Below are 19,277 nucleotides of genomic sequence, written 5' to 3'. Positions count from 1 at the left end.
GAGGGCGGCACCGAGTGGATATCGTAAGCGTGGAAATGCACTTTTCATTTTGGGATATCGTCGCTTGGCTTGTGGACGACTGGCGTGACGACCGATTCGGTACGCCTGCCGTTGATTGTTTCACACACAACAGTGGATGGTAGACCCGCCTGCAAGGCAGGCACGAAGGCTGGCAACACTCCCGAGCTGTAATAGTCGGCGTTGCCTTTGATAATGAGCTGGCGCTGCGCCGGTTCTGCCGCCAGGTAGATTGCAAATTTTTTCTTGAAGTCATTCCACCGGGGGATGGATGGTCGCACTGGATTACGGATATCGCCTTGTAATCGCCAGTCGGCAACGGCGCACAAATATTCATAAAACCTCGGATCACTGCTCGCCTTCCCGCCACCAATGGCCACGTCATACTCCGTCACGTTGCGGTGGTTTTCCGCGTTGCCGATGATGGCGCCGTGGAAGGATTTGGGGCTGACCTCGTTCTGCCAGCGCTGGCGGGCCTCGTTCGGGGTTTCTTCGCGATCCACGCGCAGCCTGTCGCCGCCGCCCGGATGGCGCGAGACGCGGTCGAGCTTGCATTGATCGCCCGCTTCCTTGCCCAGGTTCAGGGCCTTTTCCACTTGCTCGCGCTGGCCCGCGCCGAACATGCCGGCGCCGAATTCGGGAATGCGATGCTTGAGCGGCCGCGGATCGGCGATGATTTCTTGCTTGCGCATGCGCAAACCTTGCTTGCTGGTCACCGCGATGGCCGCGTCGATGGGGTCGACCTCTTCGCACGGTCCTTGCCGGTCGCGCGGCAGCCTGGCCTGGTCGGAATCCTTGGGGAATTGTCCAGGGCGGATCTCGCCGCCGTCCAGCACGGCCGCCCTGGGCACGCGCAGCGCTTCGCCATTGATCGTGCGCAAGCCCTCGCGCCGACCCGCTGCCGTGGAAAAGATATTCCATTTGCCGGGTTTGACGGGCGGCCACGGCGCCTCGTCATGGTTGCCCCGATGACCGCGGTTGGCGCCCGCCACATGGGCATGGTCGTCCTCGCCTTCCAGGCGCAGGGCGAAGTCGTGCGGCGGCTGGCCCACCAGCACCGGTCCGTTGTTCTTGCCGGCGGTATCCAAGCGTTGCTTGTTGGTAAACACGCGCTGGTAAAACCCCTTGCCCAGTTCCGCCAGCGGCTGGCGGCGCTGGAATTCCTTTTCCCAGTAGGTGGGACCGCCACCCCAGAGGCTTTTGGCCGTCTTGCCTTTGGTCTTGGAGAGGCTATGGCCGTCGATGTGGTCGGGTATGCCTTGCCAGCCGATGCCCTGCATATTGTCCAGCGCTACCGTCATGTCTTCGGGACAGAAGTACAGATACACCTTGCCCCGGTTGTCGCGATCCGCTTCCGCGCGCCACGCCGCGCCCGCCATGCCATGGCAGACGGCATGATCCTTGATCTGCGCAAAGGCGGGCGTGGCGTGTTTTTTTGCCACCACGCCTTGCACGATCCGCACGAGGGTTTGCAGGCGCGCATGCAGGGTCTGGCGGTTGTCAATGGCGTCGTATTGGCTTTCCATCGCCGCATCCCGGCCGCCGCCAAAGATGCGGCTCGCTTCCGCCGCGCCGAAAAACATGGTCGTATCTTCCACCAGGCTGTAGGGTGGATGCGTGAGGATCAGCGTGTCGGCGGGGCGCTTGCCCTCGTCGAGCAGGAAGGCTTGCGCCAGCAGCGAGATCAGGCAGCCCTGGCTGTGCGCGACGATGGACACCACGTCATCGCTGTCGTAATCGCGGATCATGGCGATCAGGGTGGCCAGGCGCTTGGCGGCCAGCACCATGTACATGCGGCCCGGCGCCGTCATCAGGGGCCGCACGGGGTCGCCGCCCACGTCGTATGGCGAGAACAGCCCCTTGTTCCACATGTCGGGCAGGGTGTTGGTGGCGTTGCCGAACGGGCCGCCGTTCTTCGACATGTCCTTGTCCAGGCGGTTGCCGTAGCGGTCCGTGTTCTGGCCGTTGACCACTTTGCTGGCATTGCCTTGTTCGCAATAGCCCCAGTAAAACGGGATCACGGGGCTGTACGTCGTGTCATCAGGCTGGCGTTTGAAATAGATGGCGTCCGGATCGGCGATCACTTCATGCTTGTCGGACTCCTGCGGCAGGCGGTAGGTGGCCGGGTTGAAAACGTGGCCGCCGCCGTACATGCGCGCATCGAGTCCCTGGCACAGGCCCTTTTCCACGGCGCCAAAACTGGTGCCCACGTCATTGACGCCATGGATGACGATCATATTGCCGGGCAGCTCCGGGCGGATGCGCACGATGGCTTCCTGCATGCGGTCGCAATGGAGCAGGGCGGTGCTCTGGCCGCTGATGTAGGGAAGTTTGGGATACGCCATCACCGCTCCATGCTGACCAGACAGGACAGTGTAGAGCGGCGAGGTGGAGGATTAGTTGCGCTTACGCAAACATTGCGGGAGTGAATGCGGCCTTACGGCGCACTGATGATGTTCGTCAGCGCAATGCGATACGCGGGCTGCACGTCGCCATCCCTGTCCAGCTTGTCCGTCATGATCACGCCATAGCCCTGCGCGTACCACACGTATTCACCGCTTTTGCCACGGCTCTTGCCACCGACGTCGCGCAGTTCGAACTTGCAGGCGTCGGGGAAGCGGCGCCCGCCCAGTTCCAGGCGTTCCCAGCCCAGGAAGGTAATGGAGAAATTGCGCTCGTCCGTGCGGGTCGAGGTGGTGATCTTGTCGGACAGGCCCGCCAGCGGGTAGTGGGTGCTCGTTTGCGTGTCCGAAAATTGCACGCGCACTTCCTGGCCGGGGCGCATGGTGGCGGGAATGGCCGACTGCGGCGCGTAGACGTTCTTGCTGCGCACGGTGCCGTCTTCGTTGTAATGGATCGTGCCCGTCAGGAAGACCTGGCCGTCGCGGATGTCCTGGTAGGACGTGGCCAGCAGTACGCCGCCGTCGAGGATCAGCTGCGTGCCCTTGAGCTTCTTGCCTTCGAACAGTTCCTCGACGTTGACTTGCGCGTCGCCATTGTTCTTGCTGAACTTGATACCCGTCGTCAGTTCCATGCATTCGCCCACCGTGGGCGCCGCCTGTACGCTCGCGGCCGCCAATACGCTTGCCGCCACCATCCCGAACCATGCTGCTTTCATTGTTTTCCTGGCTATCTTGTAAAGGCGGGATGATAACGTGCCTTGGAGCAATGTGGCGCGCGCTGGACGCGTGCCTCAGCGGGCCGGCGCTGCCGGTGTCGCTGGCGGCGAGGTAGAGGGACCGCTGGCGGCCGGGGTGTCCGGCGTGGCGACAGGCTTGCCGCGGCGGCTGCGCTTGTCCGTGCGGGTCTTGGCGGGCTTGCCGTCGTGGATCAGCCTGCCCTTGTTGTCGAGTTTGTCGGACTGGTCCGATTGCTGGCCCGGATCATTCGGATTGTTGGTGTGGTTGCCCGTCTGGTTGACATTCGTCGTCGACTGGGCTTGCACCCAGGCGCCGCCGACGGTCATCAGGGTGGCGGCCAGCAAGAGAGTGGCGGTTTTCATGGCAGTGTCCTGTGCAAGTGTTGGTGTGAGCTGGCATTCTCACACAGGATGCCGTCGGCACGGGTAGGACGCCGCCTCATGGCTGTGTCGGCTACTTGCTACTGATCAACGGAATTGTTCCGTCGAGATATCGAAGCGCTTGAGCTTGTCGTACAGGGTTTTCTTCGGGATATTCAGGCTGGCCGCCGCGTCGATGACGTTGCCATTGTGGCGGCGCAAGGCTTCCTCGATGATGGATATCTCGAAGGTGTCGACTTGTTCGGCCAGCGACGCCTCGCGGCAGCCGGCCGGGCTCAGGGTGTCGTCGAGCAGGCCCAGCACGAAGCGGTCGGCCACGTTGTGCAGCTCGCGCACATTGCCGGCCCAGCGCTGCGCCATCAGGGACGCGATCAGTTCGCCGCTGACGAGGGCGGCCGGCTGGCCGTAGCGCAGCGCCGCCTGCAGCACGAAGAATTCGAACAGCAGGGGGATATCTTCGCGCCGGTTGCGCAGCGCCGGCAGGGTCAGGCTGGCCACGTTCAGGCGGTAATACAGGTCGGGACGGAATTTTCCTTGTTCCGCCAATACATTGAGATCTTCCTTGGCGGCGGCGATGACGCGGAAATTGACGGAAATGAGCTTGTTCGAGCCCAACCGTTCCACCTGCCGTTCCTGCAGCACGCGCAGCAGCTTGACTTGCAGGGCCAGCGGCATGCTTTCGATTTCGTCGAGGAACAGGGTGCCGCCGTTGGCGTATTCGATCTTGCCGATGCGCTGGCGCTGCGCGCCCGTGAATGCCCCTTCCTCGTGGCCGAACAGTTCCGATTCGAAGATCGATTCGGGCAGGGCGCCGCAGTTGATGGCGACAAACGGGTGATCGCGCCGTTCGCTGAAGTCGTGCAGGCAGCGGGCGATCAGTTCCTTGCCTGTCCCCGTTTCGCCGAGGATGATGATGTCGGCCGATTTCGGCGCCAGGTTCAGCACCAGCTGGCGCACCTTGGCCATGGCCGCGCTGCGGCCCACGATGCGCGCCTCGATGCCGACCCGTTGCTCGAGCTGGCGGCGCAAGTTCATGTTTTCCAGCACCAGGTGGCGCTTGTCGAGCGCGCGGCGGCACACTTCCACCAGCAAGTCGGCGGAAAACGGTTTTTCGATGAAATCGTAGGCGCCACGGCGCATGGCGCCCACGGCCATCGACACGTCGCCGTGACCGGTGACGAGGATGACGGGCAGGCTGGCATCCTGCGCCACGGCGATATCGAGCAGTTTCAAGCCATCCATGCCGGGCAGCTTGATGTCGCTCAGTAAAATGCCGGCAAATTCGGGCACCAGGTAGGGCAGCGCTTCTTCGGCCGTGGCCACGGCCGTCACTTGCAGGCCCGCCAGTTCCAGCGATTGCCGGGCGCCCTTGCGCACGACGGCATCGTCTTCCACCAGCAGCACTTGCATGCCTTCAAAATTATTCTCGTGCATCGGGTGTTTCCTCAGTCTCTTTATTCTTATCCCCCGGGGCGCAGCTCAGGGTGATGGTAAATTGCGCGCCGCCCCCTTCCTGCGTGCTGCGGTTGCGCACGGCCAGTGCGCTGCCGGCCGCCCGCAGTATGCCTGCGCTGATCGACAATCCCAAGCCCAGCCCGTGTTCCTTGGTGGTATAGAAGGGGTCGAAGATCTTGTCGAGCGAGGCCAGCGGGATGCCGGGGCCATTATCGGTGATATGCAGCACGGCGAGGTCGCCTTCGCGGCGCACCTGGAACCAGATTTGCACGGGCTCGCTTTCCGGCACGGCATCCATGGCGTTCGTGATCAGGTTGGTAAACACCTGCTCCAGGCCGATGGCGTTGCACAGCACGATGATGTCGTCCTCCAGCCAGCTTTCATGCAGGGTCAAACGCTGGGAATGCTTGCGCGTGCGGATTTGCAGCATGGTTTGCGCAAACGCCTGGCGCACGCTGACGGGTTTGCGCGCATCGTCGCTGCGCCGGGCAAAGCCTTTCAGTTGCGAGGTGACATAGCCGAGCCGCTTGACGAGGTCGGAAATGGTCGACAGATTGTCGAGCGCATCGTCGATCTGGCCCCGGGCCAGGAACACCTTGGCATTGTCGGAAAACGTTTGCAGGGCGGCCAGCGGCTGGTTCAGCTCGTGCGTGACGCCGGCCGCCATCTGGCCGATGGCCGCCAGCTTGCCGCTTTGCACCAGTTCCGCCTGGGCATAGCGCAAGGTTTGCTCGGCCCGTTCGCGCTCGGCCACTTCCGCTTGCAGGCGGCCGTTCGCATGCACGAGGTCGGCCGTGCGCTGCTCGACCTTGATTTCCAGCTGTTCATAGGCGCGCGCCAGCGTCTGCTGCGCATTGAGCTTGTCGGCGATGCGGCGCCGGCGCTGGCGCGCATACATCAGGGCCAGCAGCAGCAAGGCCCAGCCCAGCGCGGCGGCGACGGCCGCGTTGCGCGCCGCCTCATCGACCTGATCGAGCTCGGCCAGCACCGTGATTTGCCATTGCAGCGGGCCCAGGGCGCGGTTCACGGCCAGATAGTTCACCTTGCCGGCGCTGCCGGACAGGGCCGGCGTGTCGCCCGCCTGCGGGCGCTCCAGGGTCATCACGCTGGCGCCATCGACGAACTGGCGCTGCACCTGGTGCGGCAAGATGGGCAGATTTTCTTGCAGGAACTGGCGTTGCGCGCTGATATCGTTCTTCGCGGCCGGCGACAGCGGGGCCAGGGTCTTGAACTTGAAGGCTTGTGTGGTGGCCAGGATGATCACACCATTCGCATCCTTGACCCAGATCTGTTCGCCCGCGCCGGGCGTGCGCCACGATTGCTCGATCCAGTCCAGGTTGACCTTGGCGGCGACGATGCCGATGATGCGCCCGTCGCGCTGCACGGGTTGCGAAATGAAATAGCCGGCCTCGAAGGTGGAGAAGCCGATGCCGTAGAAGCGGCCGATGCCGCCCGCGAACGCATCCTTGAAGTAGGGCCGGAAACCGTAGTTGACGCCCACATACGAGCTGCGGTCTTGCCAGTTGCTCGACGCCAGGGTCGTGCCCTTGTCGTCGAGCACGTAGACGGCAAAGGCGCCCGCGCGGCGGTTCATGTCGACCAGGTAGGCGTTGATCTGCGCGACCTTGTCGGCGCTCGGCTGTTCCAGCAGTTGCGCCACAGCATCGCTCTGGGCCACGGCCAGGGGCAGGAATTCGTACTTGTTGAGGGCGCCGCCGATGGACGCCGCATACAGTTCCGCGCGCGAATCCAGCGTGCGGTGCAACTCATCGAGCTGGCGCTGCTGGACCCAGGCATACGAGGCCCACGTCAGCACGACCAGCGAGCCCACGGCCAGCAGGGGGCCGAGCGCGGGTCTCAGGGTCCATTTGCCGAATGCCATGGTGCTCCGTGTGTCGGGTTGAAGAGATGTGACCCCAAAGCGAAGGACTGGGGTCGGACCCTCAGGGGCCGACCCCGGCCGTTGCCGTTGGGTCAGACACCACTAATCTGCCGTACTCGCCATCGTTTCTGCATTATGGTGCCTTTGCTGCTCTTCCATCACCATCTCGCCCAGCATGCGCTTCAGGCGGTTGAACTCCGGGTCGCTCGGGTCGCGCGGGCGGGGCAGGTCGATGGCCACGTCGCGCTTGATGGTGCCGGGACGGTAGGTCATGACGATGGTGCGGTCGGCCAGGTAGATCGATTCCTCGATCGAGTGCGTCACAAAAACGATGGTGGTGCCGAAGACTTTCCAGATTTTCAGCAATTCATCTTGCAGGTTGCGCCGCGTCAAGGCGTCCAGTGCGCCGAATGGCTCGTCCATTAGCATGATGGGCGAATCGAGGGCCAGCACGCGGGCAATCGCCACGCGCTGGCGCATGCCGCCGGACAAGTCTTTCGGGTAGCGGGCACGGAATTCCGTCAAGCCCAGCATGCTCAGCAGCATGTCGACCCGCTCGCGGATGTCGGCCGGCGTCTTGCCGGCGATTTCCAGGCCGAAAGCGATATTGCTCTCGATGCTCATCCATGGGAACAGCGCGTATTCCTGGAACACCATGCCGCGGTCGGGACCGGGTTCGGTGATCAGCTTGCCGCCGGCCAGGATCTGGCCCGACGTCGGCTGCGAGAAGCCGGCGATGGCGTTCAACAGGGTCGACTTGCCGCAGCCGGACGGCCCCAGCAGGCAGATGAACTCGCCGCTGGCGATTTCCAGGTTGATATCCTTCAGGGCGATGACGTCCGCGCCGCCCGTGGTGAAGATTTTATTGACTGCATTGATATTGATCGTGGTCATGGCCGTTCCTCTCAGTGTTCCAGGCCGCGGTGCCACTGCAGCAAATGATTATTCAGGGCATTCATGGCGATATCGATGGCCAGGCCGAACAGGCCGATGGTAAACATGCCGGCGATAATCTTGTCGGACCAGAAGTACTCGCGCGCTTCTAGGATGCGGAAACCGAGGCCGCTGTTGACGGCGATCATTTCCGCCACGATCACGACGATGAAGGCCGTGCCCATGCCGATGCGCGCGCCAGCCAAAATATACGGCGTGGCGGCCGGCAGGATGACGCGGCGGAACATGGTCATCTGGCTGGCGCCCAGGTTGCGCGCGGCACGGATGTAGATGCCGTCGACCTGGCGCACGCCGGCGATGGTATTCATCAGCACGGGGAAGAAGGAACCGATGCTGATCAGGAAGAAGGCGGGCGGGTTGCCCAGGCCGAACCACAGGATCGCCAGCGGAATGTAGGCGATCGGCGGAATCGGGCGCAGCACCTGCACCAGCGGGTCGAACAGTTTATAGATGGTCTTGTTGGTGCCCATCAGCAGGCCCAGCGGCAAGGCCAGGCCGGCGCCGATGGCAAAGCCGCCCAGCACGCGCGACAGGCTGGCCCAGGCGTCGTGCGGCAATTCGCCGGAGAACATCCACACCAGGTAATTGCCCGCTTCGGGCGTGTACGCTTCCATGGGAATCAGGTATTCATACCATTTCACCACCACGGCCACGGGCGACGGCAGGATCTGCGGGTTGATCCAGCCGAACGTGGACAGCGCCTGCCAGAACAGCAGCACGGCCACGGGCACGGCGGCACCGTGCGCGAAGCGTTTCATCATTTGAATATTCATCGTGACACTTTCAGATTGGCGTGGTTAGCGTGAGACATAGGACTTCTTGGCTTTTTCCAGCAGGTCCAGCTTGACCCAATCCTTGGCGGCAGGCGGTTTGGCCATGCGGCCCACGCCGAATTTCACCATGTAGTCGGTGGTCAGCTGCACGTGGCTTTGCGTGATGTCTTCCGTGAAGATGGCGTTGTCGATGGCATCGCGGTAGTCGTCGGACGTGATCTGGTTCTTGAACATCGATTCGCGCACGTATTTTTCCGCCAGTTTCGGGTCGGCCAGGAAGGCGCGCGTGGCGGCGACGAAGCAATCCATGAAGCGCTGGGCCACGGCCGGCTTTTCCTTGTACATTTTTTCCGTCATCACGAGCGCGCGCACGGGCTCGCCCAGTGGCGTGTCATACGGCTTGAGGATGGCCGCGCCGTATTTCTTGTGGATGGCCTGGGTCGAGTACGGCTCGGACTGGCTCATGACGTCGATGTCGCGGGTCAGCAGTGCCTGGTTCAGGTCAGGGTAGCCCATGTACAGGATCTGCACGTCCTTGCCCGGCTTGTCGGACCAGGTCAGCTTGGCCTTGGTGAGTTCGGCAAACAGCAGGATTTCCTGCGGGCCGCCGCGCGTGACGCCGACTTTCTTGCCTTTCAGGTCGGCGATGCCCTTGATGTTCAGGTCGGGACGGCCGACGATCTGCACGCCGCCCTTGGCGAAGCCGCCCACCAGGTACACGGGCAAGCCCGTGGCACGGCCCGTGATGGCCGCTTCCAGCGCGCTGGCGGACACGTCGATTTCGCCGGCGATCATGGCCGGCACGATGTCGAGGCCCTTGGCGAAGATGCGCTCTTCAATTTTCAGGTCGTATTTCGGCGCGATTTCCTTCATGTAGGCGACGGCGCCGTAATGGGCGAATTTCAGGTTGCCCAGGCGGACCAGGTCGGCCGCATGGGCGGCCAGCGGGAATTGCGCGGCCAGTGCGACGGCCATGGCCAGTGCCTTGGTGTTGAGGAAGGACGAGATGCGGAAGGTGCGTGCCATGCTGTTGTCTCCAAAAGGTAGATGGTTTTATATAGTGGGTCAGGCTGCCGCTCTGATGGCGGCTATAAAAATATAAAAGCATCTTCCGTGCCAGTGGAGCGCATTTTGGGATTTATTGCAAGTGATTGTTTATAAAGGTTTAATTTGAATCTATTGAAAATGGGAAATGGCGATATTCCGTCTTTCCGCACGGCGAGGGGAAAGGCTGTGCGGATTGCCGCATTTTTGGTGGCCGCTTCGATGCTCGCTTGCGGGGCCGCATGCCGTTGAACCTTCAGCGCGCGTCCGACTCCAATCGTAAAAAAACGCGTTGCAAACAGGCTGGCAACGCGTAACTCCCCCGTGGAGTCGGGATGGCGCCGCGCGGGCGCCGGTCTGATGCCGTGCGCCGGCTTTACTTTGGCGCCGTGGCAGGCGGCAGGGCAGGCGCGGTGGCGGGATCGGTCAGCGGCGCCGGTGGCGTCACGCTGCCGGGACCCGCTTCCGGCATGGCTGGCGTGATGGGGGCAGGCATCACCTGCGGGGCGGAACTGGGATTGGGCGCCATTTCGGGCAGCGGCGCTTCGGCCGGTTTTTTACAGGCGGACAGGGTGACGAGCAAGGCAGCGGCGAACAGGGCAGGCATTTTCATGATGTTTCCTTTGCAAGAATCGAAGGAGCAAGCGTCGAAGGATCGCGATGCGGGCGGCGTGCGCCGCGCGCGAAGCTTGAATTTATTGCAATGGTGCTTCCGCTTCTGTTCGCTATTTCACTTTGCGCCATGAATGAAGCACCAAGTGGGAATACAGCATTTTAGATGTCTTTTTTAGATGCCATGAGAGAAAGAATTCAGTAGGGCAATATTTTTCACTTTCTTGCTTCTAATGTTCGTTAACGCACAGACCGTAGCCGCCGATACAGGCATTCTGTCCGCAGACGCTCAGGATTCGTGGTGTTCTGGTATAAAAATTGCCAAGAACTTAACAATCCGGGCTACCGGCAATCGTTTAAAAGGAGTATTCAAATGCATGCAATGACTCAGTCTCACGTGAAGAGCGAATTAAAGGCAGCGCACCAGGAACTTCGTAGCCCCGAAAAAGGCTCGCAAATGGTAGAACGCGCAGCACCCATCCCCCCGGAACGCATGAATCCCATTTCCATGGCACCGATCGAGCGCGTGCGTTCGACGTCGGCCACGCTGCGCCGCATCGAAAACATGCAAAAGCTGATCGGCGAATTGTCGCTGCACGAGATGCTGGCCGACGAAATCGCCTGGTTCCTCAAGTTTTCGCCATCGGGCGCCCGCAAATACATCCGCGACCTGCGCGAAGCGGGCGTGATCGAACTGGCCCGCTACATCGAAGGCACCGCCACCTACCTGGGCAAGGCAGTGTACCAGCTGACGCCAGACCCTGAGCGCGTGCGCGCCTTTCTGGCAGCCATCGTCCAGCCGAAACGCGAAGGCGCGCCACCGCGCAAGGACCGTCCCGGCCTGCGCGAGCAAAGCATGGCAGGCAGCGGCCGCCACTTCCACATCCTGGCCGATGACACGCATTACGCCATCCGCGTCAACCGCGGTCCCGTGACGCGCGATCCGCTGGTGGCCGCATTGTTTGGAGCGCCACAGCAAAAATCGGCTGAGTAACACCTGACCAAACCTACTGCGCGTCGGGATAGGCTCACCGTACCTTCGTACGGTTGCGCTTCTTAGCCACCTCTCCCTTCCGCTCGCTTCGGTTTTGTCGGGCGTTGTGACGTAATAGAAGCCGGGTTGCAACCCGGCTTTTGGCGTTCAGGCAGGCCGTTTCACGTAGTCTGATTGAAAAGACTGCAAGCATCCCCATGTGGGCTGGACTGCTGCCCGCAACGCGCGGGTCCACTTGAAGGAGCTTGTCCTTGTCTGCCTACGCCGTGTTCTCCTGCCCCATTGCCTTCATTGTCTTGAAGCGGGCCGCCGCATGAATCCGCTGCTGTGGATCGCCCTTGTCACGGCCGCCATCGTGCTGTCGCTGTGGTTTCCCCGCTGGCGCCTGAAGCGGGCCCTGGCGAAACCCTTGCCGGCCGAAGGCCTGGCCGTGCTGGAAAAGAATATCCCCGTGTATCCGCGCATGCCGGCCCCGCTGCAGGAGCAGTTGCGCCGTCTCGTCGTGCAATTCCTGTACCAGAAGAAATTCGTCGGCTGTGGCGGCCTGGAGATCACGGACGAGATGCGCTACACCATCGCCGGCCAGGCCTGTCTACTACTGCTGAATCGCCAGACGCAGGTGTATCCCGAGCTCGACACCATTCTCGTGTATCCCAACGAATTTATCGTCACGCGCGATGAAGTGGGGCCGGGCGGCGTGGTGACGCCATCGGCGAATGGCTTGCTGGGCGAATCCTGGGGCGATGGCCGCGTGGTGCTGGCGTGGGACCACGTGCAGCGCGGTGCGGCCGACTGGAGCGATGGCCAGAATGTGGTGCTGCATGAGTTTGCCCATCAACTCGACAGCGAATCGGGCGCCGCGAATGGCGCACCGTACCTGTCCAGCGTGTCGAGCTACCGCAGCTGGGCCACCGTGCTGTCGCGCGACTTCGACAACCTGCGCCACGACGCCATGGTTCAGCAGCAAAGCGTGATGGACCATTACGGCGCCACGAATCCCGCCGAATTCTTTGCCGTGGCGACGGAAACCTTCTTTGAAAAGCCGTACCAGATGGCCGAGCACCATGAAGAACTGTATGCGCAATTCTTGCAGTACTACAAGGTTGACCCGCGCGACTGGATGGCGCCGCCCGTGGAACCCGAGCACATGGCCGCGCCATTCCCCAACTACGCGCCCCATTGGTAAGCGGGGACTTCAGCCCAGCAGCCGCTGTTTCAGCGCGGGATAACTGCTGCGCGAGACGGGAATGCCCGTGCTGGTCTGCGTGTCGAGCGCGTATTTGCCGCCCGCCGCGATCTGCAGCCGCTTGAAGCCCAGGCTGTTGACAATGTAGGAGCGGTGCACGCGCAGGAAGTGGGGCGGCAGCAAGGCCATGAGTTTGTCGATAGGCAAGTCATGAAAGCACTGTTCGCCGCTGCGCAGCACGATATTGCTGTAGTGGCCATCGGCCTGCACGTGGTCGATCTCGGCCATGGTGATCCATTCCAGGGCACCGCGTCTCTTGATGGCCAGCGAGGCCGCTTGCGTGTGCCGCTCCGTATAGCGTAGCAGCGCCTTGTGCAGGCGTTCGCGGCTGAAGGGCTTGGCGACGAAGTCGAGCACGCCGAACTCGAACGCCGTGATCGAGCGCTCCGCTTGGGCCGAGACGATGATGGTCTGCAACGGGGCTCTTTGCGCCAAACGCAGCAAGTCATAGCCGTCCGCGCCATGCAGATTCAAGTCCAGCAGCAGCAAGTCGATCCGGTCCTGCCCCTGCTCCTGCGCCAGGGCGGCCAGGGCTTGCGGCACATTGTCATGCAGCGCCAGCGCCGTCAGGCGCGCGCCGAAATGCGCGCGCACCTCGCGTTCGAGGCCTTGCGCGATCAGCGGTTCATCTTCCAGTATCAATACATTCATGGCGCCGCCGGCAAGGTAAAGGTGAGGCGCCAGCCCGCTGGCGGTTGTTCGCTTGCATATTCGCTGGCATAGCGGGCATGATCGCCAAACACGGCCCGCAGGCTGGCGCGGATGTACTGTTCGCCCACGCCGCTACCCGCGTGCGGACGTGTCTCGCCTTCGGGCAGGAGCAGGGTGAGCACGTGCGTTTGTGCATGTTTTACGATGCGCAGGACAAACAGGGCGCCGTGGCGGTAGCGGTTGTGGCTGAACGCATTTTCCAGCGCCGTCAGCAACAGGGCGGGCGGCACGGTGATGCCCGCCGCCTCGCCATCGAGCTGCAGGCTGCACGGCTGTTGCAGCCGCGTGCCCATGATGCTCAGGTAATTCTGGCACAGGGCCAGTTCCTGCGTCAGGGCAATGCTGGGCTGCTGGGCAAATTCATTGAGCATGCGCAACTCGGCGCCCAGCGCCTCGATGAAGGTTTCGGCCGCCTGCGGCGATTGCGCATTGAGCTCGCTGATCAGGCTGAGGGAATTCATCAGGAAATGCGGTTGCATGCTCTTGCGCAAGAGCTCGTTTTCCAGTTGCTGGGCGCGCGCCGCCTTGCTGCGTTCGCGCAGCAGCTGCGCCAGCAGTTGCGCACACAGGGGCAGCAGCAAGAAGCACACGACGATGGCGAAGCCGCCTTCGGCAAACTGGCTGCCCGTCAGCAGGAACAGCGCGCACGAGGCCAGCGCGATCAAGGTGCCGCCACGGCTGCCCGGCAGGCGGCGCCACAGGGCGGCCAGGTTGAGCGCCAGGCTCGCTGCCAGACCCGTCAGAAACATCCACCAGCAGCGCGCGTCGAAATGCGTGGGCAACGCGCCAGCCAGCGCGATGCACGCCAGCAGCGCTGCCGCCGCCAGCGGCCAGCGCGGCAGGCGGTAGGCCGTATAAAAATACAGGGGCAGCAAGGCGGAAAACAGCCAGGTCAGGGCGCTGACGGCATACAGGCGCGGCATGTGCCAGGGGTAGGCATAGCCGGCAAAGCTGCGCCAGAGTTCCGCCACCAGCAGCAGCGTCGCCACCAGGCACAGCGCGGCAAACATGGCCCAGTGCCGCTGCCGCTGGTACAGCGCCGTCAAGGTGAGGAACAGCACGGCGACGGCGCCCAGCGCCCCGGCCAGCAGCAGCGGCGGCAACCGGTACCAGACCAGCCCCGTGCGGTAGTCTTGCCGGTCGACCAGGTACAGCGCATAAAATGGCGACACCAGGTGCGCAGGCACCTGCTGCGTCGACAGCAGCAGGCGCAGGTGGTGCTTGCCCTTGGCCAATTGTTGTGGCGTCAGGTGGATGGCGAAATCGATGTCGCCCGCGCGTTCCCCGCTGGCCTGGCGGGCCGGTTGGCCATTGCTGCCGATCAAGTCGCCATCCAGCCACAGCTCGCTCGAAGCCAGCGCCGACAGCACCAGCAGCTGCGTCGACGATGGCGTGGCGGCCAGGGTGACGTCGCGCTCGACGCACAGCAACTGGCCCGGTTGAACCAGCTGCTGCAGCGAGGCGGGCGCAGACGGCGTGTTGCCGCAGGCGCGCCAGCCTTCGTCCAGCCAGAGCGGATGCATGGCGCAGGCGAAGGTGGGCAAGGCCAGGCAGCCAGCGAGGCAGTACCGCAGCAGGTAGCGGAAGAAGGAGGGCATGGCGGGCATTGTAGCTGCTCATGTGCTACCCCGTTGCGACCCCTTTGCAACATTTTCATCCACTTCGGTGCCGTTCGTGCCGGCCACGTGCATTTCGTGCATGGCCCGCCTATGCTGTGTGAAAGACACTTACCATGCATGAGCGCCGTGCTGTGCACACGGCCCTCACCATGGAATCATGACTATGCAAAGCAGCAAATACTACGCTTTCACCGGCGCGCTGGCGCTGTTCTGCGGCGCGGCGCAAGCCGCCTCCGCTCCCGCTCCTGCGCTGGCTGCGCGACTGGCGGACTTCGACGGCTGGGCGGCCCAGCGCATGGGGGCGGAGCGCATCCCGGGCGTGACCGTCGGTTTCAGCCAGGGCGACGTGGAATGGGTAAAAGGCTATGGCTATGCCGACCTGGAAAACCGCGTGCCGGCCACGGCCCGTTCCAGCTACCGGCTGGCGTCCGTCACCAAGCCCATGACGGCGGTGGCCATTTTGCAGCTGGTGGAACAGGGCAAGGTTGACCTGGATGCGCCCGTGCAAACCTATGTGCCGTACTTCCCCGTCAAAGCGTTTCCCGTGACGGTACGCCAGTTGCTGGGCCACCTGGGCGGCATCGACGCCTACCGCGACAGCAAGGCGGAACAGCATTTCAAGGAGCACAAGGATACGCGCCAGTCCATTGCCGTCTTCGAGCAATTCGACCTGATCGCCGAACCGGGCACGCGCTTTCGCTATACCAGCTATGGCTACAACTTGCTGGGCGCTGTCATCGAGGGCGCCTCGGGCGAAAGCTATGGCGGCTACATGCGGCGCCACGTGTGGGGGCCGCTGGGCATGGACGCCACCGTGATGGATGACCCGGACACCGTGATCGCGCACCGCGTGCGCGGCTACCGGCTGGCCGGCAAGGAGTGGAAGAATTCGGAATTCGTCGACATCAGCAGCCGCTTTTCGGCCGGCGGCACGCGCGCCAGCGTGCCCGACATGCTCGCTTTCGGCAGGGGTGTGCATGCAGGCAAGATCCTGTCGGCGGCCAGCGTGGCCGCCATGGTGCAGCCGATGGCCACGCGCGCGGGCCGCTTGACGCACTATGGCATGGGCTGGGAACTGTTTCCGACGGGCGGGCGCTACGCCATCGCCCACAGCGGCCAGCAGCCGGAAACCGTCACCTATCTGTACAGCTTTCCCTCGCGCAAGCTGACCATTGCCGTCGCCTCCAATCTCGAGCGCGTCAATCCGGAAGCCTTCGTGCAGCGCCTGTTCGAGGTGGTCACGGGCGAACCGTGGCAGCTGAAAACGTATATCGCCGATGCGGGCGCGCAGCGCGCGTACCAGGTGGCGCAAGGCCTGTTCGAGGAGGGGCGGTCCCATGCCGAGCGCACGAATGAACCCTATGCCGATGCGGCAGCCACGCGCGAGGCCTTCAGGCAAATCAACCGCCAGGCGCTGGCGCCCGACGCCCCGGCGGCGCGCGCCTACATCGAAGCGGCCCGCCATCCCGCAGGCGGAAGAGTTTTCCTGGCGGCCGGCGCCAGCATGGCCGCCCAGCTGCGCGAGGCGGGCATCGACCTGAATCAATACTCGCGCGGCGGCGCGCTGGCATTTGCGCGCGACTATGTCCTGTTGTCGCAAGGTACAAAGGCCGGCACCTTGCCCCGTTTTGAGGCCGCCTTCGAGCAAGCCATCGTGACCCTGGCCGCCAGCTGGGACCGCACGGCCGCCATCGCCTGGCCGGCCGCACCTGCGCCCGTCTCCGCATCCATCGCCGCACTCGATAGCCAGCTGCGCACGGCCTTCCGCGGCCAGCGCGCCTACCCCGATTTCGTGCCCGAGCTGCAGGAACTGGCGCAAGCGTCGGCCGGGCGCGGCGAGGCGGAGGCGGCGCTGGCGGCCAGCCGTCTGGCCGTGGCACTGTATCCGCTCAGCGACCGCGCACATGCGCTGCAAGGCTTGACCTTGCAGCGCGCTGGCAAGACAGAATCCGCCGTTGCCGCCCTGCGCCTGGCGCTGGCCCGCGATCCGCTGGGCGCGGCCAGTCCGGCGGCGCTGAACCTGGAAGCTTATCGGCTGAAAGGCAGCGGCGCCGTGGCGCAAGGCATGGCCGTGCTGCAGGCGGCCGTCAGCCTGCATCCGCGCGACGCGAATCTGCAGGATAGCCTGGCCGAGTTTTATGTGGAGCAAGGCTTGCATCCGCAGGCTGTCGAGGCTTACCGCCAGGCGCTGCAGCTTGACCCCCGCTATCCGGGCGCCGTGGGGGCAAAAGCGGCGATCCTGCGCCTCGGCGGTGCCGCACCGGTGCTGACGCCTTAGATGAATTCTTCATATCTCTGCTGCTGGTGATTTTCGGGGCGTATTTCTTCCTGCCCAGCAGACATGAGTGAGCGGCTGTGTGCGTAAGCGAACGGTATTTCACGGTCGGTGAGCGCACGCTAGGGAAGTGGCGCATGGTGCGCCCGCAGCCGACCAGGAGGGCCGTATCATGTCACGCATCATCGCAGGTCATTTTCAGTTGCAGGAACAGGTCGACGCCGCGCGCGCCGCCCTGAACCAGGCGGGCTTTGCCGATAGCCACATCAGCGCCTTCTTTGTCAATCAGCCGGGCCAGCACGATTTGCACGCGCTCGGTGGCGACCGCGACATGTCGCCCGGTGCCATGGAGACGCCGGAAGGCGTGGTCGAAGGCGTGGCCGTCGGGGCCGCCGTCGGCGCGGGCATCGGCGCTGCCGCCACCTTGGCGACAGGGCCGCTGGGCCCGGTGGTGGGGGCACTGGTGGGCGCGCACGTGGGTTCGCTTTACAGTTTCAATAAAATGAAGGAGGCGGGTGAGCCCGAGGATAACGGAGAAAACCGCCGCCAGCCGCGGCATCCGGGCATGCTGATCGCCGTCGCGCTGGGCGGCCTCGACGAGCGCGAACGGGCGCTCGAGGCGCTGCACCGGCTGGGCGCCGAGCATATCGAGGAAGCGGAAGGCACGATCGCCAATGGCGACTGGCATGATTTTGACCCACTCAGCATTCCCGTGCTGGTGGCGTAAATCAGCGCATCTGTGGCGCAACATGCATAAATTCCGCGCTGCATGAAATTTAGGTATGATCCTTGTTAGTATTGCTAATGATTGGTAAACAATGCCGACAGGGATAGTTTCCGCGCGCCCGAAGTGACACTGGACCCAGGTGACTGCCCGTAGTACTTGCCTCGCATGCTAACGAGTATGGATAGGAGGGCGCGTCATGACACAGGCATGGTTCATTCTGACACGGGCCGATGGGCGCGACATCTGCGCGCCCTCGCCGGCACAGCTGGCCGATGCGCTGGCCGAAGTCTACCGTGGCGGCGCCGTCACGCCGGACGGCAGCCCGGCCACCGTCCTGTTGCGCTTCGGTTACGACGATGGCTTGATGTATCAGGTCGAGGTCGCTAGCGGAGGCGAAGTCACTTTCGAGGAATGGTCGGACCGCGATTGCGAAATCGCCCTGGCCCGTCCGCGCCACATGTCGGCCCTGCCGCAGGGCGACGCGTTGCAGCTGTGGCAGTGGCTGGCGCAGCGCCAGGTGGCGAAGATCCGCAGCCAGCCCTGGCAGGGCGGCTAGCCCTGCCATCAGCCCGATGGCCTAGTGCGCCATCAGCACGGGGATTGTCATGCTTTGCAAAATCGTGCGCGTGACGCCACCGAGGATGGTTTCGCGCAGGCGCGAATGGCCATACGCTCCCATCACCAGCAAGTCGGCCGACAGGTCGGCGGCCTGCGACAGCAGCGCTTCGCCGATATCGCCGCGCCGCACGCCACCCCCATCGAGCAAATGCAGCCGCGCTTCCACGCCGTGGCGCGCCAGGTAGTGCGTCAGTTCGGCGCCCGGCTGTTCGCCGTGCTCGGTGGCATGCACCTGGGCGTCGAAGATGGCCACGTGGACTTGCCCGGCGCGCTGCAGCAGGGGCAGGGCGGCGCTCACGGCACGGCTCGCTTCCTTGCTGGCATTCCAGGAAATGAGCACACTGCGCGCCGCTGCCGGCGGCGCCAGCAGCGGCAGCGGTGGCGCATACGGCACGATCAGCACGGGACGGCCCGAATGCAGCAGCACATACGCGGGAAAGTCGCGCATCACGGACGGCGATTTATCCTTGGCATTGTATTGGCTGATGACGACCAGGTCCGCATAGCGGGCCAGCAGGCTGATGCCGCCCGCCGCTTCGTCGTCGAGCACGCGCTGTTCGAACGAGGCGACGCCGGCCGCGCGCACCTGCGCCTCGAAACCGTCGAGGGCGCGCGTCGCGCGTTCCCGCAGGAAATTCAGATGCAAGCTCAGGTTCGGATCGGCATCGAGGTCGGGCTGGTTCTGGTACAGCAGGCGCGACACGCCCGTCAGAGCCACGCCCGTCAGGTGGCCGCCGCAGGCCTGGGCGATGCTGGCGGCCGCTTCGATGCGGGCGCCGCGCCCTGCGCTGTCGTCGATGTGGAGCAATACGGTCTTGTATGTCATGGC

The 19,277-nt window shown here is 63.7% G+C and carries 17 protein-coding genes; 5 read left to right on the top strand and 12 right to left on the bottom strand.

The features are described from left to right. Positions 1-44: 44 nt before the first annotated feature. From AC54AF_RS11170 to AC54AF_RS11130, 9 genes are all read right to left on the bottom strand, one after another. Positions 45-2,363, bottom strand: coding sequence for a T6SS effector phospholipase Tle3 domain-containing protein (locus AC54AF_RS11170; protein WP_496636603.1), 2,319 nt, complete (start codon positions 2,361-2,363; stop codon positions 45-47). A gap of 92 nt (positions 2,364-2,455) precedes the next feature. Next, on the bottom strand, positions 2,456-3,136 hold the full coding sequence (locus AC54AF_RS11165; protein ID WP_496636602.1) for a hypothetical protein: 681 nt from the start codon (positions 3,134-3,136) through the stop codon (positions 2,456-2,458). Positions 3,137-3,211: 75 nt separating this feature from the next. Beyond that, positions 3,212-3,520 (bottom strand): hypothetical protein, encoded by a 309-nt coding sequence (locus AC54AF_RS11160; RefSeq protein ID WP_496636601.1) that lies wholly within the window; start codon positions 3,518-3,520, stop codon positions 3,212-3,214. Positions 3,521-3,625: 105 nt separating this feature from the next. Continuing rightward, positions 3,626-4,972 carry a sigma-54-dependent transcriptional regulator gene (locus tag AC54AF_RS11155; protein ID WP_034758888.1) on the bottom strand — a complete coding sequence of 449 codons (1,347 nt, stop codon included), beginning with the start codon at positions 4,970-4,972 and terminating at the stop codon, positions 3,626-3,628. Continuing rightward, positions 4,959-6,875: a sensor histidine kinase gene (locus AC54AF_RS11150; protein WP_496636600.1), complete on the bottom strand. Its 1,917-nt coding sequence runs from the start codon at positions 6,873-6,875 to the stop codon at positions 4,959-4,961. Before AC54AF_RS11150 ends, AC54AF_RS11155 begins: the two co-directional genes overlap by 14 nt. 102 nt (positions 6,876-6,977) lie before the next feature. Continuing rightward, on the bottom strand, positions 6,978-7,769 hold the full coding sequence (locus tag AC54AF_RS11145) for an ABC transporter ATP-binding protein (RefSeq protein WP_496636599.1): 792 nt from the start codon (positions 7,767-7,769) through the stop codon (positions 6,978-6,980). Positions 7,770-7,780: 11 nt separating this feature from the next. Then, the gene (locus AC54AF_RS11140) at positions 7,781-8,590 is read right to left on the bottom strand and encodes an ABC transporter permease (protein ID WP_496636598.1); all 810 of its coding nucleotides are present in this window, start codon (positions 8,588-8,590) and stop codon (positions 7,781-7,783) included. A 36-nt stretch (positions 8,591-8,626) separates the two neighbouring features. Further along, on the bottom strand, positions 8,627-9,628 hold the full coding sequence (locus tag AC54AF_RS11135) for an ABC transporter substrate-binding protein (RefSeq protein WP_131688017.1): 1,002 nt from the start codon (positions 9,626-9,628) through the stop codon (positions 8,627-8,629). Positions 9,629-10,022: 394 nt separating this feature from the next. After that, entirely contained in the window at positions 10,023-10,259 is a 237-nt protein-coding gene (locus tag AC54AF_RS11130) for a hypothetical protein (protein ID WP_496636597.1), read from the bottom strand. A 492-nt stretch (positions 10,260-10,751) separates the two neighbouring features. On the opposite strand from AC54AF_RS11130, the gene AC54AF_RS11125 reads away from it, so the two are divergent. Together AC54AF_RS11125 and AC54AF_RS11120 are read left to right on the top strand one after the other, a co-directional pair. After that, complete coding sequence (locus AC54AF_RS11125; RefSeq protein ID WP_223278908.1) at positions 10,752-11,252, top strand: winged helix-turn-helix domain-containing protein; 501 nt, start codon at positions 10,752-10,754, stop codon at positions 11,250-11,252. Between the two features lie 313 nt (positions 11,253-11,565). Further along, entirely contained in the window at positions 11,566-12,438 is an 873-nt protein-coding gene (locus AC54AF_RS11120; RefSeq protein WP_496636596.1) for a M90 family metallopeptidase, read from the top strand. Positions 12,439-12,447: 9 nt separating this feature from the next. Here the strand turns inward: AC54AF_RS11120 and AC54AF_RS11115 are convergent, their stop codons facing one another. Together AC54AF_RS11115 and AC54AF_RS11110 are read right to left on the bottom strand one after the other, a co-directional pair. After that, complete coding sequence (locus tag AC54AF_RS11115; protein WP_496636595.1) at positions 12,448-13,149, bottom strand: LytR/AlgR family response regulator transcription factor; 702 nt, start codon at positions 13,147-13,149, stop codon at positions 12,448-12,450. Further along, the gene (locus tag AC54AF_RS11110; protein WP_496636594.1) at positions 13,146-14,816 is read right to left on the bottom strand and encodes a histidine kinase; all 1,671 of its coding nucleotides are present in this window, start codon (positions 14,814-14,816) and stop codon (positions 13,146-13,148) included. Before AC54AF_RS11110 ends, AC54AF_RS11115 begins: the two co-directional genes overlap by 4 nt. Before the next feature lie 175 nt (positions 14,817-14,991). Between AC54AF_RS11110 and AC54AF_RS11105 the strand changes: the two genes are divergently transcribed. From AC54AF_RS11105 to AC54AF_RS11095, 3 genes are all read left to right on the top strand, one after another. Next, on the top strand, positions 14,992-17,106 hold the full coding sequence (locus AC54AF_RS11105) for a serine hydrolase (RefSeq protein ID WP_496636593.1): 2,115 nt from the start codon (positions 14,992-14,994) through the stop codon (positions 17,104-17,106). A 169-nt stretch (positions 17,107-17,275) separates the two neighbouring features. Then, on the top strand, positions 17,276-17,830 hold the full coding sequence (locus AC54AF_RS11100) for a hypothetical protein (RefSeq protein ID WP_496636592.1): 555 nt from the start codon (positions 17,276-17,278) through the stop codon (positions 17,828-17,830). Between the two features lie 196 nt (positions 17,831-18,026). Continuing rightward, positions 18,027-18,386, top strand: coding sequence for a hypothetical protein (locus tag AC54AF_RS11095; RefSeq protein WP_496636591.1), 360 nt, complete (start codon positions 18,027-18,029; stop codon positions 18,384-18,386). Positions 18,387-18,407: 21 nt separating this feature from the next. Here AC54AF_RS11095 and AC54AF_RS11090 read toward each other — a convergent pair whose 3' ends face one another. Then, complete coding sequence (locus AC54AF_RS11090) at positions 18,408-19,274, bottom strand: universal stress protein (protein WP_496636590.1); 867 nt, start codon at positions 19,272-19,274, stop codon at positions 18,408-18,410. Positions 19,275-19,277: the final 3 nt, after the last annotated feature.

Source organism: Janthinobacterium sp. JF4 (assembly GCF_059617925.1).
The sequence above is the reverse complement of the archived record's forward strand: the minus strand, read 5'-3'. Positions and strand labels throughout refer to the sequence as shown.

Excerpts from the sequence above, each read along its gene's own strand:
- AC54AF_RS11090 (WP_496636590.1), bottom strand. The coding sequence starts at position 19,274 with ATGACATACAAGACCGTATTGCTCCACATCGACGACAGCGCAGGGCGC.
- AC54AF_RS11120 (WP_496636596.1), top strand. The coding sequence starts at position 11,566 with ATGAATCCGCTGCTGTGGATCGCCCTTGTCACGGCCGCCATCGTGCTG.
- AC54AF_RS11095 (WP_496636591.1), top strand. The coding sequence starts at position 18,027 with ATGACACAGGCATGGTTCATTCTGACACGGGCCGATGGGCGCGACATC.
- AC54AF_RS11170 (WP_496636603.1), bottom strand. The coding sequence starts at position 2,363 with ATGGCGTATCCCAAACTTCCCTACATCAGCGGCCAGAGCACCGCCCTG.
- AC54AF_RS11125 (WP_223278908.1), top strand. The coding sequence starts at position 10,752 with ATGAATCCCATTTCCATGGCACCGATCGAGCGCGTGCGTTCGACGTCG.
- AC54AF_RS11140 (WP_496636598.1), bottom strand. The coding sequence starts at position 8,590 with ATGATGAAACGCTTCGCGCACGGTGCCGCCGTGCCCGTGGCCGTGCTG.
- AC54AF_RS11150 (WP_496636600.1), bottom strand. The coding sequence starts at position 6,875 with ATGGCATTCGGCAAATGGACCCTGAGACCCGCGCTCGGCCCCCTGCTG.
- AC54AF_RS11105 (WP_496636593.1), top strand. The coding sequence starts at position 14,992 with ATGCAAAGCAGCAAATACTACGCTTTCACCGGCGCGCTGGCGCTGTTC.
- AC54AF_RS11160 (WP_496636601.1), bottom strand. The coding sequence starts at position 3,520 with ATGAAAACCGCCACTCTCTTGCTGGCCGCCACCCTGATGACCGTCGGC.
- AC54AF_RS11100 (WP_496636592.1), top strand. The coding sequence starts at position 17,276 with ATGTCACGCATCATCGCAGGTCATTTTCAGTTGCAGGAACAGGTCGAC.
- AC54AF_RS11110 (WP_496636594.1), bottom strand. The coding sequence starts at position 14,816 with ATGCCCGCCATGCCCTCCTTCTTCCGCTACCTGCTGCGGTACTGCCTC.
- AC54AF_RS11130 (WP_496636597.1), bottom strand. The coding sequence starts at position 10,259 with ATGAAAATGCCTGCCCTGTTCGCCGCTGCCTTGCTCGTCACCCTGTCC.
- AC54AF_RS11165 (WP_496636602.1), bottom strand. The coding sequence starts at position 3,136 with ATGAAAGCAGCATGGTTCGGGATGGTGGCGGCAAGCGTATTGGCGGCC.
- AC54AF_RS11115 (WP_496636595.1), bottom strand. The coding sequence starts at position 13,149 with ATGAATGTATTGATACTGGAAGATGAACCGCTGATCGCGCAAGGCCTC.
- AC54AF_RS11145 (WP_496636599.1), bottom strand. The coding sequence starts at position 7,769 with ATGACCACGATCAATATCAATGCAGTCAATAAAATCTTCACCACGGGC.
- AC54AF_RS11135 (WP_131688017.1), bottom strand. The coding sequence starts at position 9,628 with ATGGCACGCACCTTCCGCATCTCGTCCTTCCTCAACACCAAGGCACTG.
- AC54AF_RS11155 (WP_034758888.1), bottom strand. The coding sequence starts at position 4,972 with ATGCACGAGAATAATTTTGAAGGCATGCAAGTGCTGCTGGTGGAAGAC.